20 protein-coding genes are annotated in these 23,027 nt (G+C 63.1%); 11 read left to right on the top strand and 9 right to left on the bottom strand.

Annotation, left to right across the window (positions count from 1 at the left end):
• The first annotated feature begins 88 nt into the window (after window positions 1–88).
• Window positions 89–1,489, top strand: a complete 1,401-nt coding sequence (locus RHP72_RS13405; RefSeq protein WP_311094766.1) for an FAD-linked oxidase C-terminal domain-containing protein — start codon at window positions 89–91, stop codon at window positions 1,487–1,489.
• Between the two features lie 28 nt (window positions 1,490–1,517).
• On the opposite strand, the gene RHP72_RS13400 is transcribed toward RHP72_RS13405, so the two are convergent.
• Entirely contained in the window at window positions 1,518–2,438 is a 921-nt protein-coding gene (locus tag RHP72_RS13400) for a hydrogen peroxide-inducible genes activator (protein ID WP_030536897.1), read from the bottom strand.
• Window positions 2,439–2,667: 229 nt separating this feature from the next.
• Here RHP72_RS13400 and RHP72_RS13395 point away from each other — a divergent pair, with 229 nt between their 5' ends.
• The 3 genes from RHP72_RS13395 to RHP72_RS13385 all read left to right on the top strand — a co-directional run bounded on the left by RHP72_RS13395 (window position 2,668) and on the right by RHP72_RS13385 (window position 4,558).
• Window positions 2,668–3,255, top strand: a complete 588-nt coding sequence (locus RHP72_RS13395; RefSeq protein ID WP_003942119.1) for a peroxiredoxin — start codon at window positions 2,668–2,670, stop codon at window positions 3,253–3,255.
• A gap of 2 nt (window positions 3,256–3,257) precedes the next feature.
• Entirely contained in the window at window positions 3,258–3,797 is a 540-nt protein-coding gene (locus RHP72_RS13390; RefSeq protein ID WP_003942122.1) for a carboxymuconolactone decarboxylase family protein, read from the top strand.
• Window positions 3,798–3,877: 80 nt separating this feature from the next.
• Window positions 3,878–4,558 (top strand): PhzF family phenazine biosynthesis protein, encoded by a 681-nt coding sequence (locus RHP72_RS13385; RefSeq protein WP_003942237.1) that lies wholly within the window; start codon window positions 3,878–3,880, stop codon window positions 4,556–4,558.
• Here the strand turns inward: RHP72_RS13385 and RHP72_RS13380 are convergent.
• A complete protein-coding gene (locus RHP72_RS13380; RefSeq protein WP_003942163.1) occupies window positions 4,544–5,242 on the bottom strand; it encodes a hypothetical protein in 699 nt (232 codons plus the stop codon). The genes RHP72_RS13385 and RHP72_RS13380 overlap by 15 nt on opposite strands.
• A gap of 17 nt (window positions 5,243–5,259) precedes the next feature.
• On the opposite strand from RHP72_RS13380, the gene RHP72_RS13375 reads away from it, so the two are divergent.
• On the top strand, window positions 5,260–5,526 hold the full coding sequence (locus tag RHP72_RS13375) for a hypothetical protein (RefSeq protein WP_063316512.1): 267 nt from the start codon (window positions 5,260–5,262) through the stop codon (window positions 5,524–5,526).
• A gap of 2 nt (window positions 5,527–5,528) precedes the next feature.
• Here the strand turns inward: RHP72_RS13375 and RHP72_RS13370 are convergent, their stop codons facing one another.
• On the bottom strand, window positions 5,529–6,752 hold the full coding sequence (locus RHP72_RS13370) for an aspartate aminotransferase family protein (protein ID WP_058039339.1): 1,224 nt from the start codon (window positions 6,750–6,752) through the stop codon (window positions 5,529–5,531).
• Window positions 6,753–6,884: 132 nt separating this feature from the next.
• On the opposite strand from RHP72_RS13370, the gene RHP72_RS13365 reads away from it, so the two are divergent.
• Entirely contained in the window at window positions 6,885–7,202 is a 318-nt protein-coding gene (locus tag RHP72_RS13365) for a DUF2322 family protein (RefSeq protein WP_003942194.1), read from the top strand.
• Here the strand turns inward: RHP72_RS13365 and RHP72_RS13360 are convergent.
• Window positions 7,173–7,802 (bottom strand): Pr6Pr family membrane protein, encoded by a 630-nt coding sequence (locus RHP72_RS13360; protein WP_003942129.1) that lies wholly within the window; start codon window positions 7,800–7,802, stop codon window positions 7,173–7,175. The genes RHP72_RS13365 and RHP72_RS13360 overlap by 30 nt on opposite strands.
• A 101-nt stretch (window positions 7,803–7,903) precedes the next feature.
• On the opposite strand from RHP72_RS13360, the gene hrpA reads away from it, so the two are divergent.
• Window positions 7,904–11,809 (top strand): ATP-dependent RNA helicase HrpA, encoded by a 3,906-nt coding sequence (gene hrpA / locus RHP72_RS13355; protein WP_050655801.1) that lies wholly within the window; start codon window positions 7,904–7,906, stop codon window positions 11,807–11,809.
• A 286-nt stretch (window positions 11,810–12,095) separates the two neighbouring features.
• Here hrpA and nrdR read toward each other — a convergent pair whose 3' ends face one another.
• Together nrdR and RHP72_RS13345 are read right to left on the bottom strand one after the other, a co-directional pair.
• Window positions 12,096–12,593, bottom strand: coding sequence for a transcriptional regulator NrdR (nrdR, locus tag RHP72_RS13350; protein ID WP_030535543.1), 498 nt, complete (start codon window positions 12,591–12,593; stop codon window positions 12,096–12,098).
• Window positions 12,594–12,787: 194 nt separating this feature from the next.
• Window positions 12,788–13,501 carry a LysM peptidoglycan-binding domain-containing protein gene (locus tag RHP72_RS13345; protein WP_311094765.1) on the bottom strand — a complete coding sequence of 238 codons (714 nt, stop codon included), beginning with the start codon at window positions 13,499–13,501 and terminating at the stop codon, window positions 12,788–12,790.
• Between the two features lie 282 nt (window positions 13,502–13,783).
• On the opposite strand from RHP72_RS13345, the gene lexA reads away from it, so the two are divergent.
• Window positions 13,784–14,512, top strand: coding sequence for a transcriptional repressor LexA (lexA, locus tag RHP72_RS13340; RefSeq protein WP_007735195.1), 729 nt, complete (start codon window positions 13,784–13,786; stop codon window positions 14,510–14,512).
• Window positions 14,513–14,606: 94 nt separating this feature from the next.
• On the opposite strand, the gene RHP72_RS13335 is transcribed toward lexA, so the two are convergent.
• The 3 genes from RHP72_RS13335 to RHP72_RS13325 form a co-directional block, all read right to left on the bottom strand.
• Window positions 14,607–15,749 (bottom strand): acyl-CoA dehydrogenase family protein, encoded by a 1,143-nt coding sequence (locus RHP72_RS13335; protein WP_007735194.1) that lies wholly within the window; start codon window positions 15,747–15,749, stop codon window positions 14,607–14,609.
• 189 nt (window positions 15,750–15,938) lie between these two features.
• Entirely contained in the window at window positions 15,939–17,219 is a 1,281-nt protein-coding gene (locus tag RHP72_RS13330) for a uracil-xanthine permease family protein (protein WP_020907537.1), read from the bottom strand.
• Window positions 17,220–17,294: 75 nt separating this feature from the next.
• The gene (locus tag RHP72_RS13325) at window positions 17,295–18,968 is read right to left on the bottom strand and encodes a putative PEP-binding protein (protein ID WP_311094764.1); all 1,674 of its coding nucleotides are present in this window, start codon (window positions 18,966–18,968) and stop codon (window positions 17,295–17,297) included.
• 191 nt (window positions 18,969–19,159) lie between these two features.
• Between RHP72_RS13325 and RHP72_RS13320 the strand changes: the two genes are divergently transcribed.
• Genes RHP72_RS13320 through RHP72_RS13310 form a run of 3 tightly spaced genes read left to right on the top strand, consistent with a single transcriptional unit; the run spans window position 19,160 to window position 23,007 of the window.
• Window positions 19,160–19,927, top strand: a complete 768-nt coding sequence (locus RHP72_RS13320) for a DeoR/GlpR family DNA-binding transcription regulator (protein ID WP_003942134.1) — start codon at window positions 19,160–19,162, stop codon at window positions 19,925–19,927.
• On the top strand, window positions 19,924–20,919 hold the full coding sequence (locus tag RHP72_RS13315; protein WP_042450660.1) for a 1-phosphofructokinase family hexose kinase: 996 nt from the start codon (window positions 19,924–19,926) through the stop codon (window positions 20,917–20,919). Before RHP72_RS13320 ends, RHP72_RS13315 begins: the two co-directional genes overlap by 4 nt.
• Window positions 20,920–20,937: 18 nt before the next feature.
• Window positions 20,938–23,007, top strand: coding sequence for a fructose-specific PTS transporter subunit EIIC (locus RHP72_RS13310; protein ID WP_050655799.1), 2,070 nt, complete (start codon window positions 20,938–20,940; stop codon window positions 23,005–23,007).
• Window positions 23,008–23,027 lie beyond the last annotated feature (20 nt).

The raw sequence follows: 23,027 nt of genomic DNA, 5'->3' as shown, positions 1-23,027 counted from the left end.
ACAACGCTGAACTGATCAGGCGCGACAGACTCGGGCTGTGGTCTCGCGAATTGGCGCATCGTCGAACTCCGTCGAGCATGATGAGAGTATGACTCCCGCGAGTTCTTCAGCCCTCGACGAATTGGTAGCGGCACTCCCCGAGGGAGCCGTCCTGCTGGATCCGGATGTGACCGCGGGCTACCGCCAGGACTGGGCCGCCGATCCGACCGCCGGCCACCCCGCTGCCGTGGTTCGCGCTACGTGCACCGAAGACATCCAAACCGTGATGCGATGGGCAACCGCCCACCGCGTTCCGGTGGTTCCCAGAGGTGCCGGCTCGGGCCTTTCCGGTGGATCCAGCGCCGTCGACGGTTGCATCGTGGTCAGCACCGAGCAAATGCGACAGATCACGATCGACCCGGTCGCCCGTGTGGCGGTTACTCAGCCCGGCTTGATGAATGCGGAGGTCAAGAAAGCCGCCGCAGAGCACGGACTCTGGTACCCACCTGACCCGTCGTCCTTCGAGATCTGTTCCATCGGCGGCAATGCAGCCACCAACGCCGGCGGACTCTGCTGCGTCAAGTACGGAGTTACCACCGACTACGTTCTCGGACTCCGGGTCGTGCTGGCGGACGGTACAGCTGTCAGCCTCGGAGGTCCCCTTCTCAAGGACGTCGCCGGACTCTCACTCACCAAACTGTTCGTGGGCAGCGAGGGCACTCTCGGCATCATCACGGAAATCACGTTGCGTTTGATTCCCGCGCAGCCGCCCGCATCAACCGTCGTCGCGTCGTTCGACTCGGTACAAGAAGCTGCCGACGCGGTCTTGACGATCACCAGCAACATGCGTCCGGCGATGCTCGAGTTCATGGATCACGCCAGTATCAATGCTGTCGAGGATTCGGTACGCATGGGTCTGAACCGCAAGGCTCACGCACTACTGCTCGCGCAGTCCGACGCACCCGGCGCGGCAGGCGTGCTGGAAATCGAGACGATTGTTCAGGCGTGCGAAAACAACGGAGCCACCGAAGTATTCGCCACCGATGACCAGGCCGAAGGTGACGCTTTTGCGGCGGCACGGCGAGCGGTGTTCCCGGCCGTGCTCGCGATGGGAAGTCTGCTTCTCGAAGACGTGGGCGTTCCCATGCGCGCACTCCCCCAGCTGGTAACCGGGGTCGAAGCCATCGCAGACGACCTCGACGTCCTGATCTGCACGGTGGCGCACGCCGGAGACGGAAACACCCACCCGCTCATCGTCTTCGACCCCGCAGACCCGGACATGTCCGAACGCGCACAGATCGCATTCGGACGGGTGATGGATCTCGCCATCGCGCTCGGCGGCACGATCACCGGCGAACACGGGGTGGGTCGACTCAAGCGCGACTGGCTGCCGTCACAGTTGGGTGAAGACGTCATGGCCCTCAATCGCAAGGTCAAGGATGCGCTCGACCCGCTGGGAATTCTCAATCCCGGAGCGGTCATTGCCGTGAAAGAAGGCTCTCTCGACTAGCTTTCACGTCGACGTCGAACGAGTTACGTCATCGAGGAACCGTCGGGCTGACCGAACGGACCAGCTCGGCCAGCTGACGGAATCCTTCTGCTCGGCCACTCGACGAGCGGAACACGACGCCGATCGTGCGACCTGGAGCTGGCGAAGCGAAACGCGCCGTCGACAAGTCCCCGCGTCGAACCTCCACTGCAACAGCCGATTCCGGGACCAAAGTCACCCCGAGTCCCCCGGCCACACATTGCACGACTGTCGCGAGAGAGGTAGCCCGCGTGTCGCCGGCAAGCGGATGGGCGTCTACCGAACGGCACAGATCCAACGTCTGGTCACGCAGGCAGTGGCCGTCGTCGAGCAAGAGCAACGGCAGCGCGTCGAGCACGTCCGCCGTGAGATCGACACGTCCGGCCAAGGAATGATCGTTCGGCACGACCATCACAAAATCCTCTTCGTACACAGGAACTTCCACCAGGCCAGGTGTTCCGGCAGGAAGCGCCAACACCGCGACGTCGAGCGCTCCCGATCGCAGTGCATCGAGTAGGCGCGCCGTTTGATCCTCGACTATTTGCGGCGCCAACGACGGCAACTTCTCGCGCAGCTCCGGCAACAACCCCGGAAGAATGTAGGGCGCAACGGTCGGGATCAACCCGATGCGTAGCGGTCCGGTCAGAGAGTCGCCGGAGCCGGCCGCGCTCGCGACGAAACCGTCGGCAGCTTCGAGAATCTGCTTGGCCTGACCGAGCAAGCGCTGTCCGTCCGCGGTCACGAGCACACGCCGGGTACTGCGTTCGATCAGTCTGACTCCCAGCCCCGCCTCTAGAGCTGCCAGCGCCTGCGACAGTGTGGGTTGGCTCACACCGGAACGCGCTGCGGCAGTACCGAAATGCCGATACTCGGCGACCGACACGAAGGCACGCAGCTGTGACAAGGAAGGTTGATAAGTCTGATCAGACATGCCTATCAGTGTAGTGCCACCCATCACCTTTACCTTTTGAACGGTTTGATGCAGAATGGACTCATACCAAAAAGCGCCGGTCACAACCTCGACACTCCAGTCGAAACCGTCCGACCCGCTGACGGTGACAAACCCTCTCGATCCAGCACGTTCGGCCGTCACAGTCCGAACAGCCGGATCGTGTGCGCAAGAAATTCCTGTTCACGAGACACGTAGGAGAATGAGACACATGGCTCTGCTCACAATCGGCGACCAGTTCCCCGCTTACAACCTCACGGCTGTCATCGGCGGCGACCTGTCCAAGGTCGATGCCCAGCAGCCCGATGACTACTTCACCACCGTCACCAGTGACGACTACGCAGGCAAGTGGCGCATCGTCTTCTTCTGGCCCAAGGACTTCACCTTCGTGTGCCCCACCGAGATTGCTGCATTCGGCAAGCTCAACGAAGAGTTCGCAGACCGTGACGCTCAGGTTCTCGGCGCTTCCGTCGACAACGAGTTCGTGCACTTCCAGTGGCGTGCACAGCACGAAGAGCTCAAGACCCTCCCCTTCCCGATGCTCTCGGACCTCAAGCGCGAGCTTGCCGAGGCCACCGGCGTCCTCAACGCCGACGGCGTTGCAGACCGCGCGACGTTCATCGTCGACCCCAACAACGAGATCCAGTTCGTCTCCGTCACAGCCGGTTCCGTCGGCCGTAACGTCGACGAGGTTCTCCGCGTCCTCGACGCTCTCCAGAGCGACGAGCTGTGCGCATGCAACTGGAAGAAGGGCGACCCGACCATCAACGCCGGCGAGCTCCTGACTGCGAGCGTCTGAGTATGAGCGTCGAGAACCTCAAGAACTCGCTTCCCGAGTACGCGAAGGACCTCAAGCTCAACCTGAGTTCCATTGCGCGCACGACGGTCCTGAACGAGCAGCAGTTGTGGGGAACGCTCCTCGCAACGGCCGCAGCCACCAAGTCTGCGTCCACGCTCAAGGAGATTGCTTCCGAGGCTGCCGACAACCTGTCGGCAGAGGCATACAACGCCGCTCTCGGCGCAGCGTCGATCATGGGCATGAACAACGTCTTCTACCGCACCAAGGGCTACCTCGACGGTAAGTACGACGACCTTCGTGCCGGCCTGCGGATGAACATCATCGGCAACCCGGGCGTCGACAAGGCCGACTTCGAATTGTGGTCGCTTGCAGTGTCCGCGATCAACGGCTGCAACCACTGCCTCGAAGCTCACGAGAACACCCTCCGCCAGGAAGGTGTCGACCGCGAGGTCATCTTCGAAGCGATCCGCGCCGGTTCCATCGTCGCGGGCGTCGCACAGGCTGTCGAAGCCAACGAGATCCTCTCTGCCGCACAGGTCTGATCACTCGGACCTGAGTGCAGTTCGACGAGCCCTCCCCACCGTGAAGGTGGGGAGGGCTTTTCGCGCGCTAGGGTGGACCGATGGGTATCGAGGTGAGTGTGGTCCGGGTCTTCACGGACGAGAACGGCAAGCACGGGAATCCGCTGGGAATCGTCGACGCGTCCACGGTTGCAGAATCGGATCGACAAGCCGTCGCAAAGGAACTCGACTACAGCGAGACCATCTTCATCGACGTTCCGGATGACGGCGCCTCGCGTGCGCGGGTCCAGATCTTCACTCCGGCAGCAGAACTCCCCTTCGCCGGACACCCGACCGTCGGTGCCACGTGGTGGTTGGGCGAACAAGGCCGTCGCGTGAGCGCCCTCGACGTTCCTGCCGGCAGTGTCGACGTCCGCCAATCCGGCGCTTTGACGTGGGTACGCGCGCGTGCCGAATGGGCACCGGAATTCGCGATCTATCCGATGGACACGGTCGACGACGTCATCGACGCAGATCCGTCCGACTACGAGGCGGATCATTCGTATCTGTGGGCGTGGCAGGACAAGCTCGAAGCTGCCATCCGCGCACGCATGTTCGCACCGGTGATGGGAATCGCCGAGGACGAGGCAACCGGATCTGCAGCGCTGCGCATCACGGACCGATTGAGGAAATCACTGCTCATCACCCAGGGACGCGGATCGGTCCTTCACACGACCTTCTCTCCGGAAGGTTGGCTCGAAGTCGGCGGCCGCGTCGTCGCCGAGCCGTCACGAACCTTGTGAGTACCCGGCGGGATTGCGTCCGGCCTCGAGGTCACGTGCACTCAGTGATACCGAGATCTCGTCACCGAGCGCAACTCCCGGCGCGAGGGGCAACTGATCTCCACTCCAGAACTTGCCCGGGTCGAACCAGTTGACACGACGATTACCGACGAGCAGACCCATCGCTTCATAGGTCTTGGCAACCACTTCGGCGCAGTAGGCGCTCTCGACGGCTACTGCCGATACGTCGGACTTCTTGCGCAGCTTCGGGATTCGGCCGCCGAACCAGCGCGAAGCAAGCTTGGCCGTCGACGGGAAAGGCGTACCGTCCAGCCGCGCGATCGTCTCGAGCAGAGCGTCTTCCTGCTCCCGGGTGACTTCGTGGTCGAGCTGGCGCAACCATCCACGCTGCCCGTACTTGGCGCCCCAGACCTGAACGGCCGATCGCAGATCGTGCAGTTGGACACCACGCTGGAAGCGTCCGGTCCACATGTCCTGCAGCGAGTGACCGAGTTCCGCATGCCACATCAGCGGCGGGAGGTCGTCGATCACGACCGACATTCCGACGTGGTTGACGGGGCTGTTGGTCAGTGTCTGAATGGCCCGGTCCGCCGTCGACTCTCCGCGGAAGATCCAGATGTCGCCCGTGCGGGTCGCCGCAGCGGCCTCGTCGAGACTCACCTGCGAAAGCAATCGTCGGTCCATGCCTCTAGCGTAGAGGGATGAAACTCCGTACTCCTCTGCGCGCCTCGCACGTCTGGAAACTGGTCGGCCTCGCCGGTGCAATGGGCGTTGCCGCCACCGGGGTTCTCGTTGCGCGCGACGAACGCCAGCGTCGGGCCTACTCTCCGGACGAAATTCGCTCGGTACTGCACGAGCGGTACACCCAGGCCTACGCCAAGCAGTCGGAACAAGAGGTTCTGGAACTCGAACCTGCACCCAACGCTGTGCGGCGCCGAATCGAGAAACTCTTTCGGCGCCGCAGCTGACTTCAGCCGAGGGCTGCGAGGATCCCTGCTGCCATCTCCGCGACCTGATCATCGGTCATGACGAACGTCGGCGAAATCTGCATCGCACCCTGACCCGCGGCGCGACCCGAAATACCGTGCTCACGAAGCGTCTTCACGAACGGCAACGCCTCCGCCGGATCAGCCAACTGCACCGCAGCAACCGCACCGAGCCCACTACGAACCTCCGCCACCCGCGGATGCTCCGCCAACGGCTGCAGATGCGTATGCAACGACGCCTCCAAACGCTTCGACTCCGCGAGCAGATTCTCACGCTCGAGAATGTCGAGGTTCGCCATCGCCGCCGCAGCAGCACCGGCATGCCCGCCGTAGGTGTACCCATGGCGCCACCACGAACCCGCATAGAACGGCTCCGCCACCCGCGGCGCGATGAACACCGCACCCATCGGAACGTAACCCGACGTCAAACCCTTTGCCGTGGTCATCATGTCGGGCTGCAAATCGAAACGGGTGGACGCGAACCACTCACCACCGATCCGGCCGAAACCGGTCACGACCTCGTCGACGACAAACAGAATGTCGTGCTCACGGCAGATGTCACGCACCTCGGCCAGATACCCCTCCGGCGGAAGATACACCCCACCCGCACCGATGATCGGCTCCGCGAAGAACGCAGCGATCTTGTTCGCACCGATCTTCTCGATCAACTCGAGCAGGCTCTTCGCATCATCCCAGCCGACGGTCGCCGCATCCGCCATCAGCTCGCCGTACCCCTCACGGTTCACCGGAATACCCGCCAGAGCCGTTCCGGCAACGTGCATTCCGTGATACGCCTTCTGGCGTCCGACGATGATCGTCTTCTCCGGCTGCCCCACCTCGTGCCAGTACCGGCGAGCCAGCTTCGCCGCAGTGTCCACCGAATCCGAACCACCCGAGGTGAAGAAGATCTTGCTCCCGGCAACCGGCGCGATGGCCGCCAACCGCTCGGCCAACACCTGCGTGGTTTCGGGAACGAAATCACCGAAGTTGGAGAAATGAGCGATCTTCGACAACTGAGCCGCTACCGCGTCCGCGATCTCGGTGCGCCCGTGCCCGACATTGGTGAACCACAGGCCCGCCGTCGCATCCAGATACCGAGTGCCCTCGCGGTCCCAGATGTACGCGCCCTCACCGCGTGAGACGACAAACGCGCCGTTCTTCTCCACAGCGCCCATGTCCGCGAACCCGTGCCACAATGCCGAAGCCATCATTGTCCCCTTCGAATACAAACGATGCTGGTGTGCAAACGATGTGCTGCGACTATATCGACACCAGGAATCCGCGCACGACGGCGCTCGCCCGGCACCGGCTTTCACGGGCGCACCCGTAATCTGTCGACCATGACTTTTGCCGACAATCTTGCAGCACTGCCCGCCATCGATCATCTGGCCGCCATCGAGGTACTCGACGCCGACGGAAACGTCATCGACACCGTGGAGAACAAGCCCGGAAAGTCCGGCTCGGTCAAGGTGTACAACCATCTCGCTCAGGTCTACGGCGCGCTGACACCCGAAGCCGCCTCGGCAGGATTGACGATCTTCGCCGAGCACACCGAGGACGCCCGGGCGAACCCCGGTAAGCACCCGAACGTGGACCGCCTCGAGCAGGTGCTCGCCTCCGGCAATCCCCTAGGACTTCGCAGCGTTCCGTCCGCGTAACCCGGCTCCCAGCCGTCCGACGGCATTGACCGCCAACGCCATCAGGGCCATCGCGATGCCCAGTACGACGAATCCGATGAACAGGGCCAGATAGCCCTGGTGGCGAGGATCCATGAACGGATACGGATACCAGTCGACGATCGGCCCTCGAATCAACGTGTACACCGCGTAGATCACCGGAAACAGCAGCCACTGCAGTGAGCGGGCTTCGGAGATCCTGTGCCTCGAAGCGAAGAACACCCAGTCGAGAAGCATGACCAGGGGAAGAATCCGATGCAGTGCCGAGTTGATCCAGGCATCGTTCAAATTGACGTCGATATCGGCCAGGAGCACGGCGTAGATGATCCCGGTGATCACCATGTACAGCGTCACCGCCCCTCGGATCGACTGCCACGCCTGCGATTGTGGATCTCGAATTGCACCGACCAGCAACACGATCACCGCAAGAATGTTGCTCTCGATGGTGAAGTAGCTCAGATAGTTCGACAGAGACAGCTCAGCCGCGTCACGGATCGGGATCCACAGCAAAGCGGCAAGTCCGAACACAGCAAACAACAGTCTCAGGGCTCGCACGGCGATCGGCGTCGACAAGACAGGCACCGATGACTCATTTGCGGTATTTGTCGTCACTGGTCGATATTTGCACATCAGCACGATCTGCGAGCGGTAGTTGTGAACGCGTTCGATAGGCTGTCATCAGCATGTCTACAACACCACCGGCCCCGCTCTCCCCCAAGCGGAGTGACCTGAAGAGCGCGCTGGCGCAGGTCTCACTCCGCGACGAGAGTCGACTCCGTCGCAAACTCGACCGTGCCCGCACACCAGACGCTTTGGTGGCGCTGGCCGAGGAAATCGAAACGGCGCGCACGCGGTTGGCCGCACGCTCCGCCAATGTTCCCGCAGTCTCGTATCCGGAAGCTCTGCCCGTCAGTCAGCGCAAGGACGACATCGCGACCGCGATCTCGGAGAATCAGGTTGTCATCGTCGCCGGCGAGACTGGCTCGGGTAAGACAACCCAGATCCCGAAGATCTGTCTCGAACTCGGACGTGGCGTCCGCGGTTTGATCGGACACACACAGCCGCGCCGGTTGGCAGCACGCACCGTTGCCGAACGTATCGCCGAAGAACTCGACACCGAACTCGGCGACGCCGTCGGATACACCGTGCGGTTCACCGACCAGGTCTCGGACCGCACCTACGTCAAGCTCATGACCGACGGCATTCTCCTCGCCGAAATTCAGCGCGACCGTATGCTCCGACGCTACGACACGCTGATCATCGACGAAGCGCACGAACGCAGTCTCAACATCGACTTCATCCTCGGTTACCTGGCTCAGCTGCTCCCCCGCCGACCCGATCTCAAGGTCATCATCACGTCGGCGACCATCGATCCCGAGCGCTTCGCCAAGCACTTCGCTGTCGACGGTAAGCCCGCGCCGATCGTCGAGGTATCCGGGCGAACATTCCCTGTCGAAATGCGTTACCGGCCACTGACCGTCGAATCCGGCGACATCACCTTCGACCGCGATCCCGTCGACGCGGTCTGCGAGGCGGTCGACGAGCTGAGCGCGGAGGGCGAAGGCGACATCTTGGTCTTCCTCTCCGGCGAACGCGAGATTCGCGACACCGCAGATGCTTTACGCGATCGGCGTCTTCGCAACACCGAAATCGTCCCGCTGTACGCGCGGCTGTCTGCCGCCGAGCAACACAAAGTGTTCTCGCCGCACACCGGCCGACGCGTCGTCCTTGCCACCAACGTGGCCGAGACCTCGCTGACCGTTCCCGGCATTCGGTACGTCGTCGATCCGGGAACCGCGCGCATTTCGCGATATTCGGTGCGCACCAAGGTTCAGCGGTTGCCGATCGAGCCCATTTCGCAGGCGTCAGCTCGTCAGCGTTCCGGGCGTTGCGGCCGCGTCGCCGAAGGAATCTGCATCCGCCTGTATTCCGAGGAGGACTTCGAGTCACGGCCGGCATTCACCGAACCGGAGATCCTGCGAACCAACCTCGCATCCGTGATCTTGCAGATGACGGCCCTCGGCCTGGGCGACATCGCGGCATTCCCCTTCGTCGAACCGCCGGACCAGCGCGCCGTGAAGGACGGAATCGGACTCCTCGAGGAACTCGGCGCCATCGCGCGAGGTTCCGAGGCCAGCCACCCCGAACTGACGCCGGTCGGCCGCGAGCTGGCCCAGATTCCGGTGGATCCGCGGATGGCACGGATGCTGGTGGAAGCCAAGAACAACGGTTGCCTTCACGAAACCCTTGTCATCGTCGCGGCGTTGTCCATCCAGGACGTTCGCGAGCGGCCCGCCGAGTTCCAGCAAGCCGCCGACGAAAAGCACGCCCGCTTCAACGTCGAGAACTCCGACTTCCTGGCCTACCTGAAACTGTGGGACTACTTACGCGAACAACGTAACGATCTGTCCTCCAACCAGTTTCGCAAGATGTGCCGGAACGAGTTCCTGCACTGGCTCCGCATCCGCGAATGGCAGGATCTGCACGGGCAACTCCGGCAGATCACCCGCGGTCTCGGCTGGACAGTGGGAGAGACACCGGCAAGCGAGAACGCGATCCATCAGTCGCTCCTTGCCGGGTTGCTCTCGCATATCGGGCTACGCGAGGGCGAGAAGCGGGACTACCTCGGCGCCAGAGGCAGCCACTTCGCGATCTTCCCCGGATCGGGACTGTTCAAGAAGCCACCACGCTGGGTCATGGCCGCCGAACTCGTGGAAACGTCGAGGCTGTGGGCGCGCATGTCCGCGCGTATCGAACCCGAGTGGGCTGAAAAGCTCGCCCCGCACCTGGTGAAACGGACCTATTCCGAACCGCACTGGTCCTCCAAGCGCGGCTCGGCGATGGCATACGAGCGGGTCACTCTCTACGGAGTTCCTCTGGTAACCGGCCGCGCAGTGACGTACTCACGAATCGATCCCGAGGCCTCTCGCGATCTCTTCATCCGCCATGCGCTCGTGCAGGGCGAATGGCAGACGAACCACAAGTTCTTCCACGAAAACCGTGCACTCCTCGACAACGTCGAAGAACTCGAGAACCGCGCGCGCCGACGCGACATCCTCGTCGACGACGAAACTCTCTACGAGTTCTACGACGAACGTATCGGCCAGGAAGCCGTATCCGCCAAGCATTTCGACCAGTGGTGGAAGACCGAGCGGCGCAAGAATCCGAGTCTGCTGACTTTCACACCGGAAACGGTGGTCAACTCCGACGCAGCTGCAGTACTGGGCGGCGAGTACCCGGACGCCTGGCGCCAAGGCGACATGCAGTTTCCACTCACTTACCAATTCGAGCCGGGAAAGGACGACGACGGCGTCAGCGCGCACATCCCGGTCGGCCTGCTCGCGCAACTTCAGCCGGTCGGCTTCGACTGGTTGGTCCCCGGTATGCGCGTCGATCTCGTTACCGCTCTGATCAAGACGTTGCCCAAGAACATTCGACGCGCTGTCGTTCCGGCTCCGGATTATGCCGCCGCAGCATTGGCAGCAGTCAAACCTCGATCCGAGCCGTTGATGACCGCGATGGCCCGCGAACTCTCGCACTTGGGCGGGATCCAGATCGACGCCAAGGACTTCGATCCCGCCGCGCTGCCCGACCATCTTCGGATGACATTTGTCGTCGAGGACGAATCGGGCAAGGTGCTCGCGAAGGGTAAGGATCTGGCGCAGCTACGACGCACGCTCGCCCCGCGCGTGCAGAAGGAAGTGGCCAAGGCGGCAACCGGAACCGAACGGGCAGCGGCAACCGTCTGGACATCCGAAACGCTGGGCGCATTGGAACAGACCATCACTCGCTCCATCGGCGGACAGCAGGTGACCGGCTACCCAGCTCTGGTGCCGGAGAACGGCGGAGTTGCCGTTCGTGTCCTGAGTACGCCGGCCGCGCAGGCGCAGGCGATGAGGGAAGGTACGCGGGCGCTTCTCCTCGCGGCCGTTCCCACCCAACTCAAGGCAGTGACCGCCGGCTTGTCGAACACTCAGCGTCTGGCTCTCGGCCAGAATCCGGACGGCGGCTTGGAGGCCCTCGTCGAAGATTGCCGGGTGGCAGCTGCCAACGAAGTGATTGCGGCTCACGGTGGACCGGTACGCACGCCTGAAGCGTTCGATGCCCTGGTGAAGATCGCACGCTCCGAACTGGCCGGACGCGTTTCCGCGATCCTGCGCATGATTGTTCCGATCCTCGAACAAGCACACCAACTGAGCGTCGTGCTGGACCGCTCGCGCGGCGAGGCAGCCGACGACGTCCGAGAACAGTTGACCTCACTGCTGTTTCCGGGATTTGTCGCCGAACTGGGATCGGCCCGCCTACGCGATTTACCGCGGTATCTTGCCGCAGCAAAATTCCGTCTCGAAGCTCTGCCCGCAAGTGCACAACGAGATCAGCAGGCTATGGATGTCCTCGACCGGGTGTACGCAGCGTACGACCGGTTGTTGAGTTCGCTTCCCGAAGAGCGTCGCACTGCTCGAGATGTCGACGCGATCAGTTGGATGATCGAGGAACTGCGCGTGAGCCTGTTTGCGCAGTCCCTCGGTACACCCACACCGATTTCCGAAAAGCGAGTCCTGAAAGCTATCGAAGCGATCAAGCGTTGATGTTCGGCGAGAATTGCGCGATCAGTAGATTGTCTGAATGTTGACGTTGGTGAGGAAACCGCCAAAGGTGGCAACGGTGTTGGCGAACCCGAGGGTTACCAGGCTGTTCACGACTCCGAGAACTGCAACTAAGTTCATAACGCCTCCGTGAAGATCCGAGATGCGGACGAACGTACCTGGTAGACACTAAGCGAATAACGTGCCCGATTTGTTCGATTGTTCGCTTTGTGTTCTCAGCGTTACCTAAGACCGCTCTGTGCTCTCAGCGTTATCTGAGGCGAAGGCCTCAGTCGACGGAAACGGTCTCGGCGCCGGGAGCCTTCTCGGCGGCACGGGTCTCTGCATGCTCGCGCATGTCGGTGATCTCACGTTCGAAATCCGCAGCCGAGCTGAAGGACTTGTACACCGATGCGAATCGCAGGTAGGCGACTTCGTCGAGATTTCGAAGCGGATCGAGGATCGCGAGCCCTACCTCGTTACTGGGAATTTCGGCAGAACCCGAAGCTCGAACGGCATCTTCGACCTGCTGGGCGAGCAAATTCAGCGAATCGTTGTCCACTTGGCGGCCCTGGCATGCGCGACGCACACCTTTGACAACCTTTTCTCGGCTGAAAGGCTCCGTGACGCCGCTGCGCTTCACGACCGAGAGAACTGCCGTCTCGACCGTGGTGAATCGGCGGCCACACTCGGGGCACGAACGGCGCCGCCTGATCGCCTGGCCCTCGTCGGCCTCGCGCGAATCGACCACTCGGGAATCAGGGTGCCGGCAGAACGGGCAATGCATCGGGGTTCCTTCGTTGTCGCCGAAATGGCCGCAACTCAGATTCGCTACCGACTGCAAATCCTCCGACGATTTACAGAGCAGATCCACGTACTCAACGCGACCACCCGAGGTGGTGGGACTGTCAAGTGGACAGCTTACTCGCTGTGGACGGACTGCTCTCACGCTCGGTACGCCCCCGCCTGGTACGGGGTAGGTCAGCGCCCCGAGGCCGGCACGATCAGCGTTTGTCCCACTGACAGTCCGGAACTCGACATCGCATTGAGATCCATGATCTGCTCGATCACCGAACCGTCAGCCTGGCCAGGTGCAACCTTGGCAGCAATATCACTGAGGGATTCACCCGCGGCAACGCGAACCACTTCGGTCGCGCCGTTTGTCGCAGCTACGTCACCACTCGACAAAGCGCCGATCCCCACCAACGCCAACACTGCGAATGCGGTGAATACGGCGCCCAGGAAAACCGTCTTCCAACTGACATCCTCGGCGGCCACTTCATGTTCGACCCGTGACACACCGACCCTGTTTCGGTGCGCGAAACTTCCTCCGTACGGGCGTGACGAATCGTGCTCGCTGTCCCACCGGCGAGGAGATTCGCGCAATGAACGCGAACCTGAAACCGCGCCCACCGCCGGAACCCGGCGAACGACGGCCGCCTGCGGTTCGTTGTCGACATCCCTGGCCACGCCATGCATTTCGGGCGCTCCGCGCCGTTCGAAGGACACAGCGTCTGCATCGGGCCCATAGAACGAGGGGTGGTACTTCAGTGCCGACGTACCGTCGAAACCAAACGCGTCGAAACCAATCGCGTCGTCGAAAACCCTGTTGCTTTTCAGTGCTGCGTTACCCATCGTGACCTCCGCTGGTCGACACCGATCGATGTGTTCGATCATGCGTTCGATGGAACGCATGTTCGAATTTCTACCACGCCTGGCCGACAATGTCTCTACTTGGAGCGACACGAATCGAACAGATGTTTGAAACCGCGAGCAAATCCGGCTAGATTCGTGTCAGACCACACAGCGGGAATTGCGAAAGCCTCCGTGTTTGTCGACAGCTCGAATGTTGGCAGGAGGCACCGACAGGTTTCTGCGCGACTTGCACCAGGCACTTTTGCAGGCAGTTTTCAAACACGACTTGTTCAGACACGACTTCTTCAGACACGACTTCTTCAGACACGGAGGCAACAGGCCATGAAGGACGATCGCTCCAGCACAGCCGCGGAGGCAGGAGCTTCTGCAGTTCCGTCTCCGTCGAGCGAGACGCTCACCGAGCGTCAGCGGCGCGTTCTCGAAGTGATCCGCGATTCGGTGACGGAGCGCGGGTATCCGCCGAGCATTCGCGAAATCGGGGATGCGGTGGGGCTTACCTCCACGTCGTCGGTCGCGCATCAACTGCGAACGTTGGAGCGCAAGGGCTTCCTTCGACGCGATCCCAATCGCCCTCGTGCAGTCGATGTTCGGGGTCTCGACGAGGTTGCGGCCGATACCGCCATCGCGTCGGTGTCGAAGCATTCCGGCGAGTACAACAGTGCCGACCCGCTGCCAGAGCCGGCGTTCGTCCCCATCCTGGGCCGCATCGCTGCCGGCGGACCGATCCTCGCCGAGGAAGCTGTGGAGGATGTGTTTCCACTCCCCCGCGAGCTCGTCGGCCAAGGTTCGCTCTTCATGCTCAAGGTTGTCGGTGAGTCGATGATCGATGCGGCGATCTGCGATGGCGACTGGGTTGTCGTCCGTCAGCAGAACGTCGCCGAGAACGGTGACATCGTGGCCGCAATGATCGACGGCGAAGCCACCGTGAAGACGTTCAAGCGTACGAAGAAGGAGGTGTGGTTGATGCCGCACAACGACCTCTTCGAGCCGATTCCCGGCAACAACGCCGTCATCTTGGGCAAGGTTGTCACGGTCATGCGGAAGATCTGAATTCGCTCGCATCCCACGACCTAAAGACTCTGGGCCCCGGCATCAGCCGGGGCCCAGAGTCTTTTTCGTGACGATCAGCGGTCCATCACCCGAATCAGAGGTTCAGCGAGCGTCCGATGATCTCCTTCATGATCTCGGTTGTGCCACCGTAGATGGTCTGCACACGAGAGTCCATGTACGCCTTGGCAACCGGGTATTCCTTCATGTAGCCGTAGCCTCCGTGCAGCTGGAGGCAGCGGTCGATGAGCTTGACCTGAGCTTCGGTGGTCCACCACTTTGCCATCGCAGCTTCCTGCACGGTCAGCTTCTCGGCATTGAGCTGCTCGATGAACTTGTCCACCAGGATGCGCACTGCCGTGGTCTCCGTTGCCAATTCGGCCAGTACGAATCGGGTGTTCTGGAAGCTGCCGATCGACTTGCCGAATGCCTTGCGGTCACGGCAGTACTGGATCGTGCTCTCGAGAACCGATTCCATTGCGGCGGCAGCAACGACGGCGATCGAGAGTCGTTCCTGGGGAAGGTTCTTCATCAAGTAGAAGAAGCCCATTCCCTCTTCGCCCAGCAGGTTGGCAGCGGGAACGCGTACGTCGGTGAAGCTGAGTTCGGCGGTGTCCTGAGCCTTCATGCCGATCTTGTCGAGATTGCGTCCTCGCTCGAAGCCGGGCATGTCCCGCTCGACCACGAGGAGGCTGAAGCCCTGAGCACCCTTGTCCGGGTCGGTGCACGCGACAACGATGATGATGTCGGCGTTGATTCCGTTGGTGATGAAGGTCTTCGAACCGTTGAGTACCCAGTGGTCCCCGTCGCGAACTGCTTTCGTCTTGATGCCCTGCAGGTCGCTACCGGTACCCGGTTCGGTCATCGCGATCGCCGAGATCAGCTCACCCGACGCGAATCCGGGTAGCCAACGCTGCTTCTGCTCCTCGTTGGTCAACTCCAGGAGGTACGGCGCCACCACGTCGTTGTGCAGCGTGAAGCCGATACCACTGAAGCCACCCTTGGTGGTTTCCTCGGTGATGATCGCGTTGTAGCGGAAATCCTTGACACCGCCGCCGCCGAATTCCTCAGGTACCGCGGTTCCCAGGAATCCCTGCTTTCCGGCCTCGACCCAGACGTCACGATCGACGATGTTCTGCTCTTCCCACTTCTCGTGGTTCGGTGCCACGTGCTGTGCCAAGAACTTCTGGTACGACTCCCGGAAGAGTTCATGTTCCGGTTCGAACAGGGTGCGCTCCACGCCGACTCCTTGCAATTCGATATACGGCACTTCAGTGATGTACCCGGTGGGGACGATGTACCCGGTCGGGATGTTTTCGCTGAGACTGGGCACGCCGAAGTTCGCGGGCCCACGTCACTGCCTCCGACGGTAGAACCTGTTGCGATACCCGTCGATGACCCGAACGATCACGATTCGTGACTGTAGCGGTTATCTGTTACTCGAAGTACGGAATTTGGCGAGGTATCGCATGATCGGGTAGGCGACCAGGATGCCGATCGACCCCCAAGCGATGCCGCCCAGCTCGACCGAACCAATGGTCAGCGTCAGGTTCCCGATGCCGGCAACCAGTGCGGCAGCGGCGACGGTCAGGTTGACCGGATCGGTGAAGTCCACCTTCGCTTCCATCCAGATGCGCACACCGAGAATGCCGATGAGTCCGTAGAGAACCATCGTCGCACCGCCGATGACGCCGTTCGGAACCGTGAAGACCAGTGCACCGAATTTGGGCGAAAATGCCAGGATCACGGCGGTGGCGGCCGCTACCCAGTACGCCGCGGTCGAGTACACACGCGTCGCTGCCATGACCCCGATGTTCTCGGCATACGTGGTGGTTCCGGATCCGCCGCCGGCGCCCGCCAAGGTCGTGGCGAGACCGTCTGCAAACAGCGCATTGCCGGCCAGGTCATCGAGGGACTTTCCCGTCATGGCGGACACCGCCTTGACGTGTCCGACGTTTTCGGCGACCAGAACGATCACCACGGGCAGCGCGAGCACGATCACCGACCAGTCGAACGACGGTCCGTGCAGACTCGGCAGCCCGAACCAGTCGGCTTCGCGCAGAGCGGACACTCGTTCACTGTCGAGACCACCGATGACCGCGGCGAAGACCCAGCCGATCACTACGCCGACCAGAATGCCCAACCGGCCGAGCAGCCCGGGACCGACGACCGTGACCAGCAGGATCGAAACGAGCGTGACCGTGGCGATCAGCGGCTGCGATTCGAAGGAACCGACCGCCGTCGGAGCGAGGTTGAGACCGATCAGCGCGACGACGGCGCCTGTCACTACCGGCGGCATGACGGCGTCGATGACCCGGCTGCCGATCAGACGTACGGCGACGCCGATCAACATCAACACGATGCCGACGGCCATGACGGCACCGAGCTGCGCGGCCGGGCCCGATCCTGCCGACGCTGTCAGCGGGGCGATGAACGCGAAGGACGAACCGAGATAGCTCGGGATCCGGCCCCGGGTGATGAGCAGGAACAGCGCGGTGCCGATACCCGAGAACAACAGCGTCGTCGTGACGGGGAAGCCGGTGATGGTCGGAACGAGCAGTGTCGCTCCGAACATCGCGATGACGTGTTGCATCCCGATTCCGATGGTGCGCGGCCAACTCAGTCGTTCGTCCGGCGCCACGACGGCTCCGTCGGCGATCCGCTTGCCGTCTCCGTGGACAGTCCAGCCGATTCCGCCGGCCCCGGTCATTGTTTCTCGTTCGATCACAGGTCGAAATACTAGAGGTCAGGCGCTCGGTCTCCGACCGAGACCAACGAAACCAGTTCAGCTGATTGCGTCGGCCGCCGCTTTGCGCGCTGCCACCGGATCACCGGTTGCCAGCACCGCCGCCGCAGCCGCCTCACATTGCGCCATGGTGACTGACCCGACCTTTGCTCCCACACCCGCTACCGATGCCGCAGCGCACGACAGCGAGGAAACGCCGAGACCGGCAAGTACGCAGGCCAACAGTGGATCGGCGGCCGCCTCACCGCAGACGCCGACACGCTTGCCTGCCGCCTGACCGGCCTGGGCCGTACGTGCGACAAGGGCGAGCACCGCGGGCTGCCATGGATCGGTCAGGTCGGCGAGTTCGGAGGACATACGATCAGCGGCCATCGTGTACTGAGCGAGGTCGTTGGTACCGATCGAGAGGAATTCGACGTGTTCGAGAATCTGGTCGGCCAGCAGCGCCGCCGCCGGGATCTCCACCATGACTCCGGGAACGAGATCGCGTGCCCGCACCGCATCGGCAAAATGTTTCGCCTCGGCCGGGGTGGCGATCATCGGTGCCATGACCCACGGGGACGAGTTGGTCGACGCCGCGGCTGCCGCGATCGCGTCGAGCTGGCGGTCGAGAATTCCCATGTCCTGCCAGGCGATTCGGACCCCACGAACGCCGAGTGCCGGATTCGCTTCCTCTTGATGGTTGGCGAATTTGAGCGGCTTGTCCGAACCCGCGTCCAACGTGCGAATGATGACCTTCTTTCCTGCGAAGGCCTCGAGAACTTCGGCGTAGATCGCCGCCTGCTCGTCTACGGTCGGTTCGGTCTCACGGCCGAGGAAGCAGAGTTCGGTCCGGAAGAGCCCGATGCCTCCCGCTGCGGTCAACGCCGCGGCGCGAGCGCCCGCGCCGTCTTGAACATTGGCGAGAACGTCTACCGGCCGACCGTCCGACGTCCGGCCTGGTCCGGTCCACGTACTGACGCGTTCGCGATCGATCCGGGATTGTTCGACCAGTTCGCGCGCCTGCTCGGGATCGGGCTCCGCGATCACGTCGCCGGTGGTTCCGTCGATCAGAATCGGTGTTCCGGCCGCGATGGATTCCAATTCCTTCGCGGCCACGATGCACGGGATGCCCAACTGCCTCGCGATGATTGCCGTGTGGCTGGTCGGGCCGCCGAAGATGGTCACGAGTCCGATGATCTTGGTTGCATCGAGGCCCGCGGTGTCCGCAGGAGCCAGATCGTCCGCGCACAGCACCGACGGCGTCTTGGGCATCGGAACTCCGGGTTCGGGCAATCCGGAGAGTTCGGCGATCACGCGGTCGCGGATGTCCTCGAGGTCGGTGACGCGCTCGGCCATCACACCGCCGACCTTGGTGAACAGCACCACGAACTGCTCCGTCGCCGCGATCGCAGCCTGCACCGGGGGCACTCCGCCGGTGATCGACTTCTTGGCCGCCCCGATCCAGCCACGATCAGCTGCCATCGCCGCATTGGCCTGCAAGACCTCTGCGGCCGCGCCTGTGGCTTCGGCAGCCCGTCCGAGAAGGCGGTTCTCGACAGCCTTCGCTGCTGCGACGAAGGCGTCTGCAGCGGACTCTCGATCGGCCTCGTCGAGGGCCGGTGCTTCGGTGACGAGTTCTGGTCGGCTGGACGGCCAGATAGCCGGGCCGTAGGCAATTCCGGGCACCACGGGGGTGCCGTGCACGGTGATTCGGTTGAGCTGTTCGGTCATCTGTCCTCCTTGAGCGATGGGCCCGGTGTCACACCGGATCACCTCGAGCGCGTAAAGCCCTCACCTTCGTTGTGACGAAGATTACTCCCAAGTCTTGACATGTCAACACACTCGGGCGTAAAACAACATAAAGCAACATTCACTGTGATCCACAACGCACCGTCGGATCACATTTCGGAATCGGAGAGCACGTGTACGCGGAAGAACGCCAACAAGCGATCGGCACCATGGTGTCGCAGCGCGGACGCATGTCCGTGGCGGCGCTGTCGGAGACCTTCGGTGTGACCACCGAGACCGTGCGTCGCGATCTGGCCTTCCTCGAGCGGATCGGACAGATCAGGCGTGTACACGGCGGCGCCGTTCCGACCGGATCCCTCCACGTGACCGAACCGGGCATGGCGGAACGCGATCAGACCCGCGCGCAACAGAAGGACCGGATCGCCCGCTGCGCGGTCACCTATCTCCCTCCTACCGGCGGCAGCGTCATCTTCGACGCGGGCACGACCACGGGCCGCATGATCCCCGAACTACCGACCGAGAACGACTTCACGGCCGTGACCAATTCCGTGCCGATCGGCGCACGACTGGCATCGATGAACTCGATTTCCCTGATCCTGCTCGGCGGACGAGTACGCGGGGTGACGCAAGCCGCGGTCGGCGAGGACGCTCTACGCCTGCTGAGCACGTTGCGGGTCGACGTCGCCTTCGTCGGAACCAACGCGATCAGCGTCGGGCACGGACTCTCCACCCCGGACAGCGAAGAGGCCGCCGTCAAACGAGCGATGGTCAAGGCCGCCAATCACGTTGTCGTGGTGGCCGATTCCAGCAAAGTCGGCCGCGAGCACTTGATCAGCTTCGCACCACTCGACAGCATCGACGTCCTCATCACCGACGAAGAGATCAGTCCCACAGACACATCCGAGTTCCACGACCACGGAATCGAGGTGGTGATCGCATGATCGTCACACTGACAGCCAACCCGAGTATCGATCGGACCGTACAACTCGAGCAACGGCTCGAACGAGGCTCCGTCCTACGCGCCCACTCCACTCGCAGCGACCCCGGCGGCAAGGGGGTCAACGTGGCGCGTGTTCTCGCCGCAGCCGACCTCGACGTGCTCGCGGTGCTGCCGGGAAACGGTGGTGACCCTCTGCTCTCGGCGCTCGCAACCGGTGGGATTCCCCACATCGGCGTCGCCACAACGGGTCCGGCTCGCACCAACATCACCATCGCGGAACCGGACGGGACCACGACGAAGATCAACGAACCGGGCGCAACGCTGTCCGGTTCGACGCTCGACGCCCTGGCACAGGAGTTGATCGCCCGCGCCGATACCGCACTGTGGTTCGCGCTGTCCGGCTCACTGCCTCCCGGCGTTCCGCTGGGGTGGTACGGCGAACTGGTCGCCGCGCTGCGCGATCACCCGTGCAAGGTGGCGGTCGACACCTCGGACGCCCCACTGACGGCACTCGCCGAAGGCTTCCCCGGCTCGGCACCTGATCTGCTCAAACCCAACGGCGAGGAACTCGCGCAACTGACCGGCGTCGACGGCCACGTCCTCGAACGTGCTGCCGAGAACGGTGATCCCGGGCCTGCAATCACGGCGGCGCAGCGATTGGTCGATCGCGGCGTCGGCAGCGTGCTCGCCACGCTCGGCGCAGCCGGTGCCGTCCTCGTGACGGCCGACGGCGCGTGGATCGCCACCGCTCCCCCGATTGTCGCAGTCAGTACCGTCGGCGCAGGCGATTCGTCGCTGGCCGGCTACATCCTCGCCGAAGCGGGCGGCGGCTCGGAATCCGAGCGGCTACGTCACGCGGTCGCCTACGGAAGCGCCGCTGCCTCCCTTCCCGGCACAACCCTTCCCACACCCGAACAGATCGATCTGGCAGCGGTTTCGGTATCTGCAGCAGATGCCGCCTCTCCCATCCCCGTCCCCACCGAACTCGCCTGACGCCCTAAGGAACCTGACATGTCCGATACCACCGCAGCCGGCAGTTCCGGCCCGGAGATCATCAGTCCCGAACTGATCTCACTCGACACCGACCTGGGTTCGACCAAGGAAGATGTCATTCGTTCTCTCGCAGCGCGATTGACTGCAGCAGGACGGGCGAGCGACGCCGCGGGACTGGTCGATGCCGCACTCGCTCGCGAAGCGCAGTCCGCGACCGGACTGCCCGGCGGAATCGCAATTCCCCACTGCCGCGCCGAGGCTGTCTCGTCCGCGTCCCTGGGGTTTGCTCGACTCGATCCGAAGGTCGACTTCGGTGCACCCGACGGCCCCGCCGATCTGGTCTTCCTGATCGCGGCACCCGAAGGCGCCGGGGCCGAGCACATGAAGCTGCTCTCCTCCTTGGCCCGAGCACTCGTCAGGCCCGCGTTCGTCACGTCACTTCGTGAAGCGTCGACGCCGGACGAGATCGTGAGACTGGTCGACGAGGTACTCAACCCCGCACCGAAGGATCCTGCAGCAAAGGCTGCGGCAGCGACACCCCCGGCACCCGTTTCCACCGGGAAACACGCTACCGAGGAGACCCCGGCACCAGCGCCCGCGGAGCGTCACATCGTCGCGGTCACCGCGTGCCCGACCGGAATCGCTCACACCTACATGGCGGCGGACTCGCTCGTCGCCGCGGGTGAACGCGCCGGGGTCAAGGTTCACGTCGAAACGCAGGGCTCGAGCGGAAGCACCCCGCTTGACCCTTCCGTCATCGCCGGAGCCGCCGCGGTCATCTTCGCCACCGACGTCGGAGTGAAGGGCCGCGAACGATTCGCCGGCAAACCCGTTGTCGCTTCCGGCGTGAAGCGGGCGATCAACGAGCCGGACAAGATGCTTGCAGAAGCGTTGCGCGCCTCCGAGAATCCCGCCGCCGCCACCGTGGACGGCACCGCCGCCGCGGCCGCGGATTCCGATGCCGGTTCCGTAGGGTTCGGCACCCACCTCCGTCAGGTCCTCCTGACCGGTGTCAGCTACATGATCCCGTTCGTCGCGGCCGGCGGCCTGCTGATCGCACTCGGCTTCCTGCTCGGCGGATACGAGATCTCCGGTCCGGCCAAGGACATCGTTCTCAACAACTCGATCACCAACCTTCCCGACGGTGGTCTGGCCACCTATCTCGGCGCAGTGCTGTTCCAGATCGGTTCGTTGGCATTCAGCTTCCTGGTGCCCGCGTTGGCCGGCTACATCGCCTTCGCCATCGCCGACCGGCCTGGCATCGCTCCCGGCTTCACAGCCGGCGCGGTCGCCGTGTTCGTCGGTGCCGGTTTCATCGGCGGCTTGGTCGGTGGTCTCATCGCCGGTGTCGTCGCGCTCTACATCGGCCGGATCGCCGTCCCGCAGTGGCTGCGGGGCCTGATGCCGGTGGTGATCATCCCGCTGTTCGCGACGCTGGTCGTCGGAGCACTGATGTTCATCGTCCTCGGGCGTCCGCTCGCCGCGATCACCTCCGGTCTCACCGACTGGCTCAACGGACTGTCCGGCAGCTCGGCCATCTTCCTCGGCATAATTCTCGGCCTGATGATGTGCTTCGACCTCGGTGGACCGGTCAACAAGGCGGCTTACGCCTTCGCCGTCGCCGGACTCAACGTCAACGACCCGGCCACTTTGCGCATCATGGCGGCTGTCATGGCTGCCGGTATGGTTCCGCCGCTTGCCATGGCACTTGCCTCGACGGTGCTGCGTCCCAAGCTCTTCAGCGAAGCCGAACGGGAGAACGGAAAGGCTGCCTGGTTGCTGGGTTCGGCATTCATCTCCGAGGGCGCGATTCCGTTCGCCGCTGCCGACCCGCTTCGCGTGATCCCCTCGATGATGGCGGGCGGCGCGGTCACCGGCGCGCTGATCATGGCTTTCGACGTCACTCTCAGCGCCCCGCACGGCGGGATCTTCGTCTTCTTCGCAGTCGGCGGAATCGGCTGGTTCCTGGTCTCGCTCGCCGCGGGAACCGTGGTAGCTGCGCTCGCCGTCGTCGGAGCCAAGGAGTTCTTCCGCAAGGGGCCGTCCGATGCCGAACTCGACCCCGAAATCGTGCCCGCTGCGGCATGATCGACAGCAGGCAACACTGC

This window comes from Rhodococcus sp. SG20037, from assembly GCF_031763325.1.
Taxonomy (GTDB): domain Bacteria; phylum Actinomycetota; class Actinomycetes; order Mycobacteriales; family Mycobacteriaceae; genus Rhodococcus_F; species Rhodococcus_F qingshengii.
The sequence above is the reverse complement of the archived record's forward strand: the minus strand, read 5'-3'. Positions and strand labels throughout refer to the sequence as shown.

Excerpts from the sequence above, each read along its gene's own strand:
- RHP72_RS13405 (WP_311094766.1), top strand. The coding sequence starts at position 89 with ATGACTCCCGCGAGTTCTTCAGCCCTCGACGAATTGGTAGCGGCACTC.
- RHP72_RS13380 (WP_003942163.1), bottom strand. The coding sequence starts at position 5,242 with ATGGACCGACGATTGCTTTCGCAGGTGAGTCTCGACGAGGCCGCTGCG.
- RHP72_RS13370 (WP_058039339.1), bottom strand. The coding sequence starts at position 6,752 with ATGGCTTCGGCATTGTGGCACGGGTTCGCGGACATGGGCGCTGTGGAG.
- RHP72_RS13315 (WP_042450660.1), top strand. The coding sequence starts at position 19,924 with ATGATCGTCACACTGACAGCCAACCCGAGTATCGATCGGACCGTACAA.
- RHP72_RS13400 (WP_030536897.1), bottom strand. The coding sequence starts at position 2,438 with ATGTCTGATCAGACTTATCAACCTTCCTTGTCACAGCTGCGTGCCTTC.
- RHP72_RS13325 (WP_311094764.1), bottom strand. The coding sequence starts at position 18,968 with ATGACCGAACAGCTCAACCGAATCACCGTGCACGGCACCCCCGTGGTG.
- hrpA (WP_050655801.1), top strand. The coding sequence starts at position 7,904 with ATGTCTACAACACCACCGGCCCCGCTCTCCCCCAAGCGGAGTGACCTG.
- RHP72_RS13345 (WP_311094765.1), bottom strand. The coding sequence starts at position 13,501 with ATGCGTTCCATCGAACGCATGATCGAACACATCGATCGGTGTCGACCA.
- RHP72_RS13330 (WP_020907537.1), bottom strand. The coding sequence starts at position 17,219 with ATGACCGGGGCCGGCGGAATCGGCTGGACTGTCCACGGAGACGGCAAG.
- lexA (WP_007735195.1), top strand. The coding sequence starts at position 13,784 with ATGAAGGACGATCGCTCCAGCACAGCCGCGGAGGCAGGAGCTTCTGCA.
- RHP72_RS13365 (WP_003942194.1), top strand. The coding sequence starts at position 6,885 with ATGACTTTTGCCGACAATCTTGCAGCACTGCCCGCCATCGATCATCTG.
- RHP72_RS13385 (WP_003942237.1), top strand. The coding sequence starts at position 3,878 with ATGGGTATCGAGGTGAGTGTGGTCCGGGTCTTCACGGACGAGAACGGC.
- RHP72_RS13395 (WP_003942119.1), top strand. The coding sequence starts at position 2,668 with ATGGCTCTGCTCACAATCGGCGACCAGTTCCCCGCTTACAACCTCACG.
- RHP72_RS13375 (WP_063316512.1), top strand. The coding sequence starts at position 5,260 with ATGAAACTCCGTACTCCTCTGCGCGCCTCGCACGTCTGGAAACTGGTC.
- RHP72_RS13310 (WP_050655799.1), top strand. The coding sequence starts at position 20,938 with ATGTCCGATACCACCGCAGCCGGCAGTTCCGGCCCGGAGATCATCAGT.
- RHP72_RS13390 (WP_003942122.1), top strand. The coding sequence starts at position 3,258 with ATGAGCGTCGAGAACCTCAAGAACTCGCTTCCCGAGTACGCGAAGGAC.
- nrdR (WP_030535543.1), bottom strand. The coding sequence starts at position 12,593 with ATGCATTGCCCGTTCTGCCGGCACCCTGATTCCCGAGTGGTCGATTCG.